Annotated in this window: 13 protein-coding genes and 1 pseudogene; 5 read left to right on the top strand and 9 right to left on the bottom strand. The window is 62.9% G+C overall.

From position 1 onward, the window contains the following. Positions 1 to 10: 10 nt before the first annotated feature. From PSELUDRAFT_RS14015 to PSELUDRAFT_RS13995, 5 genes are all read right to left on the bottom strand, one after another. On the bottom strand, positions 11 to 511 hold the full coding sequence (locus PSELUDRAFT_RS14015; RefSeq protein ID WP_088967420.1) for a YajQ family cyclic di-GMP-binding protein: 501 nt from the start codon (positions 509 to 511) through the stop codon (positions 11 to 13). Between the two features lie 57 nt (positions 512 to 568). Continuing rightward, entirely contained in the window at positions 569 to 769 is a 201-nt protein-coding gene (locus PSELUDRAFT_RS14010; RefSeq protein WP_088967419.1) for a DUF2788 domain-containing protein, read from the bottom strand. Positions 770 to 865: 96 nt separating this feature from the next. Beyond that, the gene (locus PSELUDRAFT_RS14005) at positions 866 to 2,089 is read right to left on the bottom strand and encodes an argininosuccinate synthase (RefSeq protein ID WP_088967418.1); all 1,224 of its coding nucleotides are present in this window, start codon (positions 2,087 to 2,089) and stop codon (positions 866 to 868) included. A 36-nt stretch (positions 2,090 to 2,125) separates the two neighbouring features. Beyond that, positions 2,126 to 3,049 (bottom strand): ornithine carbamoyltransferase, encoded by a 924-nt coding sequence (argF, locus tag PSELUDRAFT_RS14000; RefSeq protein ID WP_088967417.1) that lies wholly within the window; start codon positions 3,047 to 3,049, stop codon positions 2,126 to 2,128. A gap of 345 nt (positions 3,050 to 3,394) precedes the next feature. Further along, entirely contained in the window at positions 3,395 to 5,377 is a 1,983-nt protein-coding gene (locus PSELUDRAFT_RS13995) for an aminotransferase class I/II-fold pyridoxal phosphate-dependent enzyme (protein WP_231895223.1), read from the bottom strand. 94 nt (positions 5,378 to 5,471) lie between these two features. Between PSELUDRAFT_RS13995 and dinG the strand changes: the two genes are divergently transcribed. From dinG to rnk, 4 genes and pseudogenes are all read left to right on the top strand, one after another. Then, positions 5,472 to 7,601, top strand: a complete 2,130-nt coding sequence (dinG, locus tag PSELUDRAFT_RS13990) for an ATP-dependent DNA helicase DinG (protein ID WP_088968509.1) — start codon at positions 5,472 to 5,474, stop codon at positions 7,599 to 7,601. Between the two features lie 181 nt (positions 7,602 to 7,782). Beyond that, positions 7,783 to 8,070: pseudogene (locus tag PSELUDRAFT_RS13985) on the top strand (DUF3579 domain-containing protein); the annotation flags it as partial. A 286-nt stretch (positions 8,071 to 8,356) separates the two neighbouring features. After that, on the top strand, positions 8,357 to 9,157 hold the full coding sequence (map, locus tag PSELUDRAFT_RS13980; protein ID WP_088967415.1) for a type I methionyl aminopeptidase: 801 nt from the start codon (positions 8,357 to 8,359) through the stop codon (positions 9,155 to 9,157). A gap of 103 nt (positions 9,158 to 9,260) precedes the next feature. Continuing rightward, on the top strand, positions 9,261 to 9,668 hold the full coding sequence (gene rnk / locus PSELUDRAFT_RS13975; RefSeq protein ID WP_088968508.1) for a nucleoside diphosphate kinase regulator: 408 nt from the start codon (positions 9,261 to 9,263) through the stop codon (positions 9,666 to 9,668). An 83-nt stretch (positions 9,669 to 9,751) separates the two neighbouring features. Here the strand turns inward: rnk and PSELUDRAFT_RS13970 are convergent, their stop codons facing one another. The 4 genes from PSELUDRAFT_RS13970 to PSELUDRAFT_RS13955 all read right to left on the bottom strand — a co-directional run bounded on the left by PSELUDRAFT_RS13970 (position 9,752) and on the right by PSELUDRAFT_RS13955 (position 13,365). Beyond that, positions 9,752 to 10,360, bottom strand: a complete 609-nt coding sequence (locus PSELUDRAFT_RS13970) for an alpha/beta hydrolase (RefSeq protein WP_088967414.1) — start codon at positions 10,358 to 10,360, stop codon at positions 9,752 to 9,754. After that, the gene (locus PSELUDRAFT_RS13965; protein ID WP_088967413.1) at positions 10,360 to 10,668 is read right to left on the bottom strand and encodes a ferredoxin; all 309 of its coding nucleotides are present in this window, start codon (positions 10,666 to 10,668) and stop codon (positions 10,360 to 10,362) included. The genes PSELUDRAFT_RS13970 and PSELUDRAFT_RS13965 overlap by 1 nt, the downstream gene beginning before the upstream one ends. 44 nt (positions 10,669 to 10,712) lie before the next feature. Further along, positions 10,713 to 12,116 (bottom strand): replicative DNA helicase, encoded by a 1,404-nt coding sequence (dnaB, locus tag PSELUDRAFT_RS13960; RefSeq protein ID WP_088967412.1) that lies wholly within the window; start codon positions 12,114 to 12,116, stop codon positions 10,713 to 10,715. A 76-nt stretch (positions 12,117 to 12,192) separates the two neighbouring features. Beyond that, on the bottom strand, positions 12,193 to 13,365 hold the full coding sequence (locus PSELUDRAFT_RS13955) for an NAD(P)/FAD-dependent oxidoreductase (RefSeq protein WP_167748523.1): 1,173 nt from the start codon (positions 13,363 to 13,365) through the stop codon (positions 12,193 to 12,195). Positions 13,366 to 13,480: 115 nt separating this feature from the next. Here PSELUDRAFT_RS13955 and PSELUDRAFT_RS13950 point away from each other — a divergent pair, with 115 nt between their 5' ends. Continuing rightward, complete coding sequence (locus PSELUDRAFT_RS13950; protein WP_088967410.1) at positions 13,481 to 14,068, top strand: superoxide dismutase; 588 nt, start codon at positions 13,481 to 13,483, stop codon at positions 14,066 to 14,068. Positions 14,069 to 14,072 lie beyond the last annotated feature (4 nt).

Raw genomic sequence — 14,072 nt, 5'->3', positions numbered from 1 at the left:
CCGCAAGGCATCAGTCGCGGAAGTTGTTGAACTGCAGCGGGAAGCCGTTCTCCATGTCGGAGACGATGTCCTTGCGCAGCAGGGCAATCACTTCCTGCAGGTTGTCGCGCTTGGGGCCGGTAACACGCACCGCCTCACCCTGGATCGCGGCCTGTACCTTGATCTTGGCATCCTTGATCAGTTTGACGATCTTCTTGGCCAGCTCGGTCTCCAGGCCTTCCTTTACCGTCACCACCTTCTTGACCTTGTTGCCGCTGACCTTCTCCAGCTTGCCGTAGTCCATGCAGCGCACGTCGATGCCGCGCTTGGCCAGCTTGCCCACCAGGATGTCATTCACCTGATCCAGCTGGAATTCACTGTCGGCAAACAGGGTGAGCGATTTGTCACCGGTTTCAATGCGGGCATCCGAGCCCTTGAAGTCGTAGCGGTTGGTCACTTCCTTGTTGGACTGGTCGATGGCATTGCGCAACTCAACCTTGTCGATCTCGGACACGATGTCAAACGACGGCATGTGATGCTTCCTTTCCCTGGCAGCCGACAGGCTGCCTGACAGCATGGTGGCGAGCCCTTACGGCATCAGGAATTCCACCAGAATGTTCTTGAACACGAATCCGCCCACCCCCAAGCCCAACACCAGGAACAGGATGAACATGCCGAACTTGCCGGCCTGCGATTTCTTGCCCAGATCCCAGACAATGAAACCCATGAAAATGATCAGGCCGGTCAACAGGATGCCCATCGACCAGTTGGTAAATTGCTCTTCACTCATGACAGCGGCTCGGAGATTGCGGTTGACCGGCAATTATACGGCGCACAAACAAAAACCGCACCCCGAGGGGCGCGGTTTTGTTTGATACAAAACAGCTTACTTGCCGTGCAGACGGCCAGCAATGCGCATGCGCAGCGCGTTCAGCTTGATGAAGCCGCCGGCGTCGGCCTGGTTGTAGGCGCCGCCGTCATCGTCGAAGGTGGCGATGTTCATGTCGAACAGCGAATCGGTCTTGGAATCGCGGCTCACCACGATCACATTGCCCTTGTACAGCTTCAGGCGCACCCAGCCGTTGACGGTCTGCTGGGTGGTGTCGATCAGCGCCTGCAGCGCCTTGCGCTCCGGCGCCCACCAGTAGCCGTTGTAGATGATGCTGGCGTAGCGCGGCATCAGATCGTCCTTCAGGTGGGCCACTTCGCGATCCAGGGTGATGGATTCGATGGCGCGGTGGGCCTTCAGGATGATGGTGCCGCCCGGGGTTTCGTAGCAGCCGCGGGACTTCATGCCCACGTAGCGGTTTTCCACCAGGTCGAGGCGACCGATACCGTGCTTGCCGCCCAGCTCATTCAGTTTGGTCAGCACTTCGTGGGCCTTCATGCGCACGCCGTTCAGCGCCACGATGTCGCCCTTCTCGAATTCCACGTCCAGGTATTCCGGGGCGTCCGGTGCCGCTTCCGGCGACACGGTCCAGCGCCACATGGCTTCTTCGGCCTCGGCGGACGGGTTCTCCAGGTGACGGCCTTCGAAGGAGATGTGCAGCAGGTTGGCGTCCATGGAGTACGGTGCGCCGCCGCCCTTGTGCTTGGCTTCTACCGGAATGCCGTTCTTCTCGGCATAGGCCAGCAGTTTTTCGCGGGACAGCAGGTCCCACTCGCGCCACGGGGCAATCACTTTCACGTCCGGCTTCAGGCCGTAGTAGCCCAGCTCAAAACGCACCTGGTCGTTACCCTTGCCTGTAGCGCCGTGCGATACCGCGTCGGCGCCGGTCAGGTTGGCGATCTCGATCTGGCGCTTGGCGATCAGCGGACGGGCGATGGAGGTACCCAGCAGGTACTCGCCTTCGTACACGGTGTTGGCGCGGAACATCGGGAATACGAAGTCGCGCACGAACTCTTCGCGCAGGTCGTCGATGAAAATGTTTTCCGGCTTGATGCCGAATTTCAGCGCTTTCTGACGTGCCGGCTCCAGCTCCTCGCCCTGCCCCAGGTCGGCAGTGAAGGTCACTACTTCACACTGGTAGGTGTCTTGCAGCCACTTCAGGATCACCGAAGTATCCAGGCCACCGGAATAGGCCAGTACCACTTTGTTGATGTCAGCCATCGTTTTCTCTTTCCACAGGTGTGAGTTTGCGCCGGTTCAGTCGTGAACCTGACCCAGCAACAGGTATTCGATCAGCGCTTTCTGGCCGTGCATGCGGTTTTCCGCCTCGTCCCAGACCACGCTTTGCGGGCCGTCGATCACGTCGGCCGCCACTTCTTCGCCGCGATGCGCCGGCAGGCAGTGCATGAACAGCGCGTCCGGGTTGGCCGCACGCATCAGTTCGGCAGTCACCATATAGCCGTCGAAAGCCTGGCGTCGCGCCTCGGCCTCTGCCTCGTAGCCCATGCTGGTGAACACGTCGGTGGTCACCAGGTCGGCACCTTCCACCGCCGACTGCGGGTTGTGGAAGGCTTCGAAGCAATCGCTGCCGTAATGTTCGCCATCCAGCACCGTCAGCTCGTAGCCCACCGGGGTGGCCACCTTGAGCTTGAAGCCCAGCAGCTTGGCTGCCTGCAGCCAGGTGCGCACCATATTGTTGCCATCGCCGATCCAGGCCACGGTCTTGCCGCGAATGTCTCCGCGATGCTCAATATAGGTCAGGATGTCGGCCAGTATCTGGCACGGGTGATATTCATTGGTCAGGCCGTTGATCACCGGCACGCGGGAATAGGCCGCCAGGCGCTCCACCAAGCTCTGCTCGAAGGTGCGGATCATGATGATATCGCTCATGCGCGACAGCACGCGGGCGGTGTCTTCCACCGGCTCGCCACGGCCGATCTGCGAGCTCTTGCCATCCAGGAACATGGCATGGCCGCCCAGTTGCGCCATACCGGACTCGAACGACACGCGGGTGCGCGTGGAGTTTTTCTCGAAGATCATCGACATCACCTTGCCCTGCAGCGGCTGGTACAGCTGGCCGGAGACCTGTCGTCGCTTCATCACCTGGGCACGCTGAAACAGGTATTGGTATTCCGCCGCGGTGAGGTCGCTGAACTGCAGGTAATGTCTGACTTGGCTCATGATGAATTCCGAAAAAATTAATGCCACCGCAGCGTGAAAACATGGCGTTTTCATGCGCAGTGGCACATTACTACACGCAAAACATCCGTCATTGGGTATGAGGGGGCGCAATTGCGCCGATATTGACTCGGCGATTTACAAAATTGCGACATGGTTATATGTATCCGAAATCCAGTGTGCTGACAACCCCGCCTGCCCACGCCTATCGCACCGCAACACGCGCTACCGCGCAACATGCGATAGGAAACAGGCACTTAGCAGGCAAACGCCTGTTTAGTATTATTAACACCTTATTTGCGCTACCCGCCACACTGCACCACCCCGCACCCTGCCCCGTACCAAATGTCAGTTGAACCAGGCGCAACTGGGCAGTTCGGCCAGCTCTTCCGGGCTCAGCACCCGCAGCCCGTATTCGGTTTCCTCCAGCAGGCCGTGCATTTCTATCGACTTCTGCGTTTTCAGCAAACGCGCCAGGTAGGCAATGATGGGCGCTTCGATCACCTGCCCCGGCACCAGCACCGGTATGCCCGGCGGATACGGCACGATCTGGTCGCAACACACCCGGCCGTACAGCGCGGCATTGGGCAGGCCGTCGTCGTCCAGCAGCGACAGCCGCTCGCCGGCCTCGTAGAACGCGTCGCGCGGCAGGCAGGCCAGGCGCGAGAAGCCGGGAATCTCCGGCAGCCGGTGGTAATGCCGTGGCGGGCGCAGCTCCTTGGCCAGCCGCAACAGCGCATCGAACAGCCGGGACACCTTGCTGCGCGTCGCCCCCAGTGTCAGCAGCAGGGTAATAGTGTTGAAAGTGGATTTCTCCACCTGGATATTGAAGCGTTCGAACAGCGCCAGCTGCAGCTCGTCGCTGCTGTAGCCCGATTGCGAGATGTCCACGGTGATCTTGGTCGGGTCCAGCTGCACGCCATCGCCGCGCACCGCCTCCGGCAGCAGGTCGTCCAGCTCCAGCGCACGGAAGGCGCCGGTGGAGTTGATCTTGCCGCGCAACTCCTGCGCCAGCCGCAGTGCACGGCTCAGCAGCCGGTAGCCCTCGGTTACCGCCTGCTTGCGCGCCACGTCCAGCGAGGCGATCAGGTTGTACTGCGGGCTGGTGGAGGTATGCATATTGAAGTTTTCGCGGAACAGGTGCTCGTCGAAGGCAGGGTCGTTGACGTGAATCATGCTGGCCTGCGAGAACGCCGACAGCACCTTGTGCGTGCTCTGGGTAACGTAATCCGCCCCCGCTTCCAGCGCCGTGGGGCGGAAGGCATGGTGAAAGCGCGCATGCGCATACCAGGCCTCGTCCACGATGACCTTGATACCGGCAGCGTGGGCGGCGGCGATGATGGGCGCCAGGTCGTAGCGCAGGCCGTCGTAGGTGCAGGAAGTCAGGATCAGCACCCGTGCATCGGGGTTGGCCGCAATACCGTCGAAGATCACCTGCTTGGGCACCGGGCCGAAAATGCCGTAGTGGCGGTTGACCGAGGAATCCAGGTACACCGGCCGCGCGCCGGACAGGATCACCCCGTGGTGCACCGACTTGTGGCAGTTGCGGTCCAGCAGCAGCTTGTCGCCGGGCGCCAGCAGGGTCTGGAAGATCACCTTGTTGGAGGTGGACGTGCCGTTGGTGGCAAAGTAGGTCTTGCGCGCGCCGAAGGCCTTTGCGGCCAACCTTTGCGCCTCGGCGATCACCCCGGTGGGGTGCAGCAGCGAATCCAGCATCGGCACCGACACCGACAGGTCGGCACGCAGCATCTCCTCGCCGACAAACTCGTAGAAGTCGCCCACCCACGGGCTGCCCTTCAGCGAATCGCCGCCGGAGTGCCCCGGCGTGTGCCAGGAATCCTTGGCCATTGCCACGTACTGCTTCAGGCGGTCGTAGAATGGCGTGGCCGCTTTCTCGCCCATTTCCGCCGACAGAATGCGGAACCAGCCGCTGACATCCTGCTCGTCGCGGTAGAAATAGCCGTCGATGGCATGGCTGGCCAGCTCCTCCATCAGCAGCTTTTCGTCATCGTCCTGCAGCAGGATGTACAGCGACAGCTCCGGCCGCAGCTGGTTGATGTGATTGGCCAGTGCCACTGCCGGCTGCGGCTCGCCGTTCTCGCGCAGCCCCTTGTCGATCAGCACGATCTGCACCTCGCCGTCGGCCAGCACGCGCTGCGCCGCTTCGGCGCTGCCGGGCACCCCTTCCACGCACAGGCCGAACGGGTTATCCAGCAGCGCGCCGGCACGCTGCAGCCCTGCCACCACCTCCGCCTGCCATGGCGCGTCATTGCTCACCACCAATACCCTGCTCACCGGATGCATGGCCGCCCCCTTGCGATGTGCGCTCATGACGTGGCGCTGACTTCATCCTATGCCGCGCCTGGGCGTCATGCCACGTTGGCCGCAGGCGGCGTTGCCGCAGCGAATCCGTTACAATGCGCGCATGCTGACCGATGCCGAAAAAAACCTGCTGCGCGACCATTACCGCGCCATTGCCGACAACCTGCCGGGATTCCGCCCGCGTGCCGCCCAGCGCCGCATGTTGGCCGAAATTGCCAATGCCTTTGGCCGTGCCCAGCCGGTGAACGAGGAAGGCGAGGCGGTGGAACGCAACGGCGAGAGCATCGCCGTGGTGGAAGGCCCTACCGGCGTCGGCAAGAGCCTGGCCTACCTGCTGGCCGGCGGCGTAATGGCCAAGTGCCGCAACAAGAAGCTGGTGGTCACCAGTGCCACCATTGCGCTGCAGGAGCAGCTGGTCAACCGCGACCTGCCATTCCTGATCGAAAAAAGCGGCCTGGAGCTGACCTTCGCCCTGGCCAAGGGCCGCGGCCGCTACCTGTGCCCGTACCGCCTGTACCAGCTCACCGCCGACAACGCCCAGGGCGAGCTGCTGTCACCCGACCCGACCATGGCGCTGTGGGAGCGCAAGCCGGAACAGGCCGAGATCGACGCCCTGCGCCAGCTGGCCGACGCCTTCTACTACCGCAAGTGGAACGGAGACCGCGACACCTGGGCGGAAAACATCGAAGACGACCTGTGGCGCCGCGTCACCAACGACCGCCACGGCTGCCTGAAAGCCGGCTGCCCCAACCGCGCCGAATGCCCGTTCTACCTGGCGCGCGAAACACTGGAAACCGTGGACGTGGTAGTCGCCAACCACGACCTGCTGCTGGCCGATGTGACCATGGGCGGCGGCGTGATCCTGCCGGCGCCGGAGCACAGCTTCTACTGCATCGACGAGGCGCACCACCTGGCCAAGAAGGCGGTGAACCAGTTCGCCGCCGAGCACAGCGTGGCGCAGGCCATGGGCTGGCTGGACAAGGTGGCGGCGCTGGCTACCCGCGTCGACTCGCTGATCGACAAACCGGAGCTATCGGTCAACGCCATCGATGCCGCCGGCGCCTGCATGGAAAGCCTCAACGAATGGCTGTGGCTGCTGCAGGGTGAGCAATCGCTGGAGGCCGCCAGTGACAATATGGAGCCGTCCTGGCTGGTGGAAGACGGCGTGCTGCCGGAGCACATGAAGATTCCTGCGGCCAACATGGCACTGTCGGCGCGCAGCCTGTACAAGAACCTGTCCGGCATGGCCGACGCGCTGGTACTGCAGCGCAAGGACAAGCAGCAGGACGCACTACTGCTAGACAAGACCGCCGCCGACGCCGGCTTCTTCGTTGGCAAGTGCGAGCAGCTGGTGGCGCTGTGGGATCTGTTCGAGAAAGAGCCGGATGAAGCGGCGCCGCCGATCGCCAAGTGGGTGACGCGCCGCCTGGACGGCAAGGGCGACTACGTGTTCTCCGCCTCGCCGGTAAGCGCCGCCGCCAGCCTGGCCGCCACGCTGTGGCGGCGCGTGTCCGGCGCCCTGCTCACCTCCGCCACGCTGCGCTCGCTTGGCAACTTCGACCTGCTGCTGTCGCAGACCGGCCTGAAGTGGCTGCCGGACGTCACCTGCGTGGCACTGGATTCGCCGTTCAACTTCAGCGAACAGGGCGAGCTGTACCTGCCGCCGCTGGCAGCCACCCCCAAGGACCCGTCGGCACACACCCGCGAGATCATCGACTGGCTGCCGCGGCTGATCGACTGCAGCGAGGCGGTGGGCACCCTGGTGCTGTTCACCTCGCGCAAGCAGATGCAGGAAGTGGCCGAAGGGCTGGATGCCGCGCTGCGCGGACATGTACTGCTACAGGGCGAGCTGCCCAAGGCGGTGATTCTGCAGCGGCACCACACCGCGCTGCTGGAAGGCCGCGCCAGCGTGCTGTTCGGGCTGGACTCCTTCTCCGAAGGTCTGGACCTGCCGGGCGAAGCCTGCGTGCACGTGATCATCGCCAAGCTGCCGTTCGCCATGCCGGACGACCCGGTTGGCCGCACACTGGCACGCTGGATCGAAAAACGCGGCGGCAACCCCTTCGTGGAGCTGACGGTGCCGGAAGCCTCAATCAAACTGGTGCAGGCGGTGGGCCGCCTGATCCGCACCGAGAGCGATTACGGCCGCGTCACCATCCTCGACAACCGCATCGTGCGGCAGAGCTATGGCAAGAAACTGCTGGCTTCGCTGCCGGCGTTCCGCCGTATCTGATGACGCGCAATCAGGGAAATCCGCCTTTTTTGCAGGTGTCCCGACCGGCGTTTTCGGGTAAAATTGAGGGATAACCCGCTAACCTGTCGGCCCAATAATCACAAAACAGCGCCCCGCATAATAAACAGACAGGACACGGACAGAGACCACACCCCACAAGAACAAGCGCCCGGTTACGTCAATGATCTGCAACCCCTACGAAATTGTTATCCAAGGTGTTACCTCCGAAGGCCGCACCTTCCGCCCCAGTGATTGGGCGGAACGCCTGGCCGGCATCCTGTCCTCGTTTGGCGACGACCAGAAGCTGGCCTACCACCAGTTCGTGCGTCCGATGCTGCTGGACGGCATCCGCTGCGTTGCCGTCGACAAGAAAATGGAAAAGCTGCACCCGCCGGTATTCCGCTTCCTGATGGACTTCGCCAAGGACAATGACCTGCGCATCGTCGATTGCCGCACCCTGATCGACGAGGTCTACCCCAACCAGTTCCTGGCCTGATCATTCGGCCAGCGCAAGAGTCTACGGGCGCCACCGGCGCCCGCCAGGCTGTCAACAAAGTGCTTCGTTTACACGCTGCCGGACCCGGCCAAGCCGGGCCGCTCCAGCCAAGTCATTGCACCGGCAGCCTTCCCATTTGCAAAACAAAGCCCTTCCGCAATGCGAAAGGGCTTTGCCAGGACTCTTACGGGCGCCACCGGCGCCCGTAACTACTTGATATTTGCTATCATTACTCGTTCACCCATCAAGCGATTACAGCATGGCCATCGTCATCAAGACCCAGGAAGACATCGAGAAAATGCGCATCGCCGGCCGCCTGGCCGCCGAGGTGCTGGACTACATCACCCCGTTCGTGAAGCCGGGCGTAACCACCGAAGAGCTGGACAAGCTCTGCCACGACTACATGGTGAACGTACAGGGCACCATCCCGGCGCCGCTGAACTATGCGCCGGATGGCACCAACCCGTACCCGAAATCGATCTGCACCTCGATCAACCACGTGATCTGTCACGGCATTCCGGACAACAAGCCGCTGAAGAAGGGTGACATCGTCAACCTGGACATCACCGTGATCAAGGATGGCTACCACGGCGACAACAGCCGCATGTACTACGTGGGCGAAGTCAGCGACTTTGCCCGCCGCCTGTGCAAGGTAACCTACGAGTGCATGTGGAAAGGCATCGAGCGAGTGAAGCCGGGCGCACGCCTGGGCGACATCGGCCACGCCATCCAGCGTCACGCCGAAGCCGCCGGCTACAGCGTGGTGCAGGAATTCTGCGGCCACGGCATCGGTACCAAGTTCCACGAAGAGCCGCAGGTGCTGCACTACGGCCAGCCGGGCACCGGCCTGGAGCTGAAAGCCGGCATGATCTTCACCATCGAGCCGATGATCAACCAGGGCAAGCGCCACCTGCGCATCCTGGGCGACGGCTGGACGGTGGTAACCAAGGATCGCGGCCTGTCCGCACAGTGGGAACACACCATCCTGGTCACCGAAACCGGCTACGAAATCCTCACCACCTCGGACGGCACCCCGCCCAAGCCGGTGTTCAAGCACTGAGCGGCTGAACCATCCGCGCAGGCGGATGTCCCTCATATAAGGCGTGGCAGCGGCCACGCCTTAATTGTTTTATGCCGCCGCATTCGACAACGAGGAACCCGCCATGAGCACCCTGCCCGGCATTACCATCTCCAGCCTGGATTACGAACGCCTGAGCGCCCTGCTTGCCGGCGAGGCCGGCCACAGCGAGGTTGGCCGCGCCCTGGAGACAGAGCTGGACCGCGCCGACATCGTGGAGCCAGCCGACATGCCGGCCAATGTGGTAACCATGAACAGTCGCGTGCGCTTCCACCTGGGCAACGGCATCATCCGCGAACTCACCCTGGTCTACCCGCGCGACGCCGACGGCAGCCCGGACCGCATCTCCATCCTGGCGCCGGTGGGCTGTAGCCTGCTCGGCCTGTCGGTGGGCCAGAGCATGGACTGGCCGCTGCCGGACGGCGGCCACATCGTGGTCACCATCGACGGCATCAGCTACCAGCCCGAGGCCGCCGGCGAGCCGCACCGCTGAGCAGAATCAGCCTTGCGGCCAACGTTGGCCGCATACGCAAAACGGGCTGCCTGGGCAGCCCGTTTGCTTTACGCTCGCAGCGCTTACCAGCAGCGCTTGATCATCGCCGCCAATTGCACCAGCCGGCCATGGAAGAAGTGCCCGGCATCCGGGAACACCATCACCGGCAGCTGCTGCGGGCGCGCCCAGTCCAGTACCGCGGACAGCGGAATCACTTCATCCGCCTCACCGTGAATCACCAGCGTGTCTTCCGGCACGTGCGGGGTCGGAATCACGTACTTGCCCACCGCCACGCCCATCAGCAGCAGCTTGTCGGCCTCGACACGCTCGCGTACGCGCGCGGCGACGAAACCACCAAAGGAGAAGCCGGCCAGCGCCAGCGGCAGTTCGCCCTGCTCCGATTTGGCGTGGGCGATCACCGCCAGCACGTCGTCCACTTCGCCATTGCCGTAGTCGTGCTCACCCTCGCTACTACCCACGCCGCGCAGATTGGGCAGATAGCAGACATAACCCAGCTGCGATAGCGCCTTGGCGGCGGTCTGCACCACCTTGTTGGTGTTGGTGCCGCCCTGGGTGGGGTTGGGGTGGCAGATCACCGCGATGCCGGTAGCGTCGCCTGCCGCCGGAATCACGATGGTTTCCAGCTTGCCCACCGGGCCGGCGATATCGATTTTCTGCAGCTGCTTCAGCATCAGATCTTCAGCCTTTCCACCACCTCGCCGCCCACCATGTGGCGCTCGATGATTTCATCGATATCTTCCTTGTCGATGAAGGTGTACCAGGTCTCCTGCGGGTAGACCACCATCACCGGGCCATCGTCGCAGCGCCCCAGGCAGCCGGCCTTGTTGACGCGGATCTTGCCGTCGCCGGCCAGGCCGCGCGCCTTGATCTGGTCCTTCATATAGCCCAGCAGCTCGCTGGAGCCGTGGTTGTTGCAGCAGGCTTCGCCTTCGGCGCGCTGGTTGCAACAGATGAATACGTGCTTGTCGAAAAAGCTCATCGCCATTCCTTGCGTTGCTGCGGCCAAGGTTGGCCGCATGCTCATTAACCGTCCGCGTCGGCCCAGCCGGTGATACCGTGCACCGCCGCGTTGTCGAACTTGGCGTACATGCCGATGAAGGCCAGCCGCACCCGGCCCACCGGGCCGTTTCGATGCTTACCGATAATGGCCTCGGCCACGCCCTTGTCCGGGGTATCCGGGTTGTAGTACTCGTCGCGGTACATGAAGATGATCAAGTCCGCATCCTGCTCGATGGCGCCGGATTCCCGCAGGTCGGACATCATCGGCCGCTTGTCGGTACGCTGCTCCACCGCACGCGACAGCTGCGACAGCGCAATCACCGGCACCTGCAGCTCCTTGGCCAGGCCCTTGAGGCCGCGCGAAATTTCGCCCAGTTCTGCGGTACGGTTGTCGCCACGACCGGAGCCGGACATCAGCTGCAGGTAGTCGATCACGATCAGGCCGAGCTTGCCGCCGTGCTGGCGCGCCAAGCGGCGGGCGCGGGCACGCAGTTCCAGCGCGGTCAGGCCCGGGGTTTCGTCGATGTACATCGGCGCCTCGGACAGCTTGCCGATGGCGTAGGTCAGCTTCTGCCAGTCCTCGTCGCCCAGCTTGCCGGTACGCAGCACGTGCTGATCCAGCCGGCCCACCGAGCCCAGCATACGCATCACCAGCTGCGCGCCACCCATTTCCATGGAGAACACCGCCACCGGCAGGTGCGCCTCCACCGCCACGTGCTCGGCGATGTTCATCGAGAACGCGGTCTTGCCCATCGACGGGCGGCCGGCAACGATGATCAGGTCGCCCGCCTGCAGGCCGGAGGTCTTGGCATCCAGGTCGGTAAAGCCGGTGGGCACGCCGGTGACTTCGTCCGGGTTCTCGCGGCTGTACAGCATGTCGATGCGCTCCACCACCTCCTTCAGCAGCGCCGGCATTTCCAGAAAGCCCTGCTTGGATTTGGCGGTGGATTCGGCGATCTGGAACACCTTGCCCTCGGCATCGTCCAGCAGCTGCGCCGCGTCGCGGCCCTGCGGGTTGTAGGCCGCCTCGGCAATCTCGGTGCCCACCTGCGCCAGCGCGCGCATGATGGAACGCTCGCGCACGATCTCGGCATAGCGGCGGATGTTGGCCGCAGACGGCGTGTTCTGCGCCAGCGAGGCCAGATAGGCGATGCCGCCGATGCTGGCCAGCTCGTTGCTCTTGTCCAGGCTTTCGGACACCGTCACCACGTCGGCCGGGCGCGCCATGTCCACCATGCGCGCCATGTGCTTGAAGATCAGCCGGTGGTCGTGACGGTAGAAGTCGCCGTCGGTCAGCAGGTCGGCGATTTTTTCCCACGAGCTGTTGTCCAGCAGCAGGCCACCCAGCACCGATTGCTCGGCTTCGATGGAATGCGGCGGCGTGCGGATGGCACTGACGCTCGCGTCGTTGATGTCGAATTCGCTCATAACACCTGGCAGTCGGAAATCAGGACAGGGTTGGCCGCAGCCAACCCTGAAGGAAGAAACTAGAAGAAGCGTGATTCTAGCAGTTTTTGCCGGCGACAAAGCCGGAAGACCACGCCCACTGGAAGTTGTAACCACCCAGCCAGCCGGTGATATCCACCACCTCGCCGATGAAATACAGCCCCGGCACGTCGTTGGCCATCATGGTCTTGGACGACAACGCCCTGGTGGAGACGCCACCGCGCGTCACCTCGGCCTTCTTGTAGCCCTGAGTACCGTTGGGCAGCAGCCGCCAGTTGTGCAGCGCCTCGGCCAGCTGGCGCCGCTTCTTGGCCGCCAGATCCTTGCCGCGCACATTCGCCCCCTGCGCCGCCAGCCAGGCCTCGGCAAAGCGCTTGGACCAACCCAGCTCGCCCATGGCATTGGCCAGCAGCTGCTCGCTGCCGGCGCGCTCCTCCAGCCAGGCCTCGGCATCGATATCCGGCAGCAGGTCGATGACGATCTCCTGCCCCGGCTGCCAGTAGCTGGAGATCTGCAGAATGGCCGGGCCGGACAGGCCCTTGTGGGTGAACAGCACGTTTTCGCGAAAGCGCACCTTGCCCACCCGCACTTCCACATCCAGCGACACCCCGGCCAGCGGCGCAAAACGCTCGGCATCGTCCACGTGGAAGGTAAGCGGCACCAGCGCCGGCGTAAGCGACGTGAGCGGCAGACCGAACTGCTCGGCAATCTGGTAGCCCAGCGGCGTGGCGCCGATCTGCGGAATCGACAAGCCGCCGGTGGCCACCACCAGAGAAGCGGCGCGGAACTCGCCCTGCGAGGTGTGCACGCTGAACAGCTCGCCGTCGCGGCCAAGCTGCAGCACCGTCACACCCATGCGGTGGTCGACGTTGGCCGCACGGCATTCGCTATCCAGCATGTCGATAATCTGCTGGCTGCTATCATCACAGAACAGCTGCCCCAGTTTCTTCTCGTGGTAGGCAATACCGTAACGCTCCACCATGGCGATGAAATCGCGCGGCGTGTACTGCGCCAGCGCCGAACGGCAGAAGTTAGGGTTCTCCGACACGTAGCAATCGTGCCGTGCCTGCAGATTGGTGAAATTGCAGCGCCCGCCACCGGAGATGCGGATTTTTTCCGCCAGCTTGTCGGCATGATCCAGCAGCAGCACCCGGCGGCCACGCTGGCCGGCGGTAGCTGCACACATCATGCCGGCAGCCCCGGCACCCAGAACAATGACATCGAATTGCACAACGCGAACCTTTAGTCTAGTGATTTGGTCAACAATTGGCGCATTCGCCCAATTACAGTAAACTTTAACGGCCTAACAGCGCATGCTGTTTTACTTCCTAACTCTGGAGAGCACGATGGAACACAAACTGCCCGAACTCCCGTACGGCCTGGACGCCCTGGCGCCGATCATTTCCAAGGAAACCCTGGAATTCCACTACGGCAAGCATCACCAGACCTACGTGACCAACCTGAACAACCTGATCAAGGGTACCGAGTTCGAGAACGCCTCCCTGGAAGAAATCGTGAAGAAATCCTCCGGTGGCATCTTCAACAACGCCGCCCAGGTATGGAACCACACCTTCTACTGGTTCGGCCTGGCCCCGAACGCCGCTGGCGAAGAGCGCAAGCCGGCCGGTGCACTGGCTGACGCCATCAACGCCAAGTGGGGCTCCTTCGACGAGTTCAAGAAAGCCTTCGCCGCCTGTGCCGTTGGCACCTTCGGCTCCGGCTGGGCCTGGCTGGTAAAAGCCGCCGACGGCAGCCTGGAACTGGTTTCCACCAGCAACGCAGCCACCCCGCTGACCACCGACAAGAAAGCCCTGCTGACTTGCGACGTGTGGGAACACGCCTACTACATCGACTACCGCAACAGCCGTCCGAACTACATGGAAGGCTTCTGGAAGCTGGTGAACTGGGACTTCGTTGCCAAGAACTTCGCCTGATCCA

The organism is Vogesella sp. LIG4 (assembly GCF_900090205.1).
Taxonomy (GTDB): Bacteria; Pseudomonadota; Gammaproteobacteria; order Burkholderiales; family Chromobacteriaceae; genus Vogesella.
This window is presented reverse-complemented; position numbering and strand designations above follow the sequence as displayed.

Coding starts and splice junctions, on each gene's coding strand:
- PSELUDRAFT_RS14015 (WP_088967420.1), bottom strand. CDS start 511: ATGCCGTCGTTTGACATCGTGTCCGAGATCGACAAGGTTGAGTTGCGC.
- PSELUDRAFT_RS14010 (WP_088967419.1), bottom strand. CDS start 769: ATGAGTGAAGAGCAATTTACCAACTGGTCGATGGGCATCCTGTTGACC.
- PSELUDRAFT_RS14005 (WP_088967418.1), bottom strand. CDS start 2,089: ATGGCTGACATCAACAAAGTGGTACTGGCCTATTCCGGTGGCCTGGAT.
- argF (WP_088967417.1), bottom strand. CDS start 3,049: ATGAGCCAAGTCAGACATTACCTGCAGTTCAGCGACCTCACCGCGGCG.
- PSELUDRAFT_RS13995 (WP_231895223.1), bottom strand. CDS start 5,377: ATGAGCGCACATCGCAAGGGGGCGGCCATGCATCCGGTGAGCAGGGTA.
- dinG (WP_088968509.1), top strand. CDS start 5,472: ATGCTGACCGATGCCGAAAAAAACCTGCTGCGCGACCATTACCGCGCC.
- map (WP_088967415.1), top strand. CDS start 8,357: ATGGCCATCGTCATCAAGACCCAGGAAGACATCGAGAAAATGCGCATC.
- rnk (WP_088968508.1), top strand. CDS start 9,261: ATGAGCACCCTGCCCGGCATTACCATCTCCAGCCTGGATTACGAACGC.
- PSELUDRAFT_RS13970 (WP_088967414.1), bottom strand. CDS start 10,360: ATGCTGAAGCAGCTGCAGAAAATCGATATCGCCGGCCCGGTGGGCAAG.
- PSELUDRAFT_RS13965 (WP_088967413.1), bottom strand. CDS start 10,668: ATGAGCTTTTTCGACAAGCACGTATTCATCTGTTGCAACCAGCGCGCC.
- dnaB (WP_088967412.1), bottom strand. CDS start 12,116: ATGAGCGAATTCGACATCAACGACGCGAGCGTCAGTGCCATCCGCACG.
- PSELUDRAFT_RS13950 (WP_088967410.1), top strand. CDS start 13,481: ATGGAACACAAACTGCCCGAACTCCCGTACGGCCTGGACGCCCTGGCG.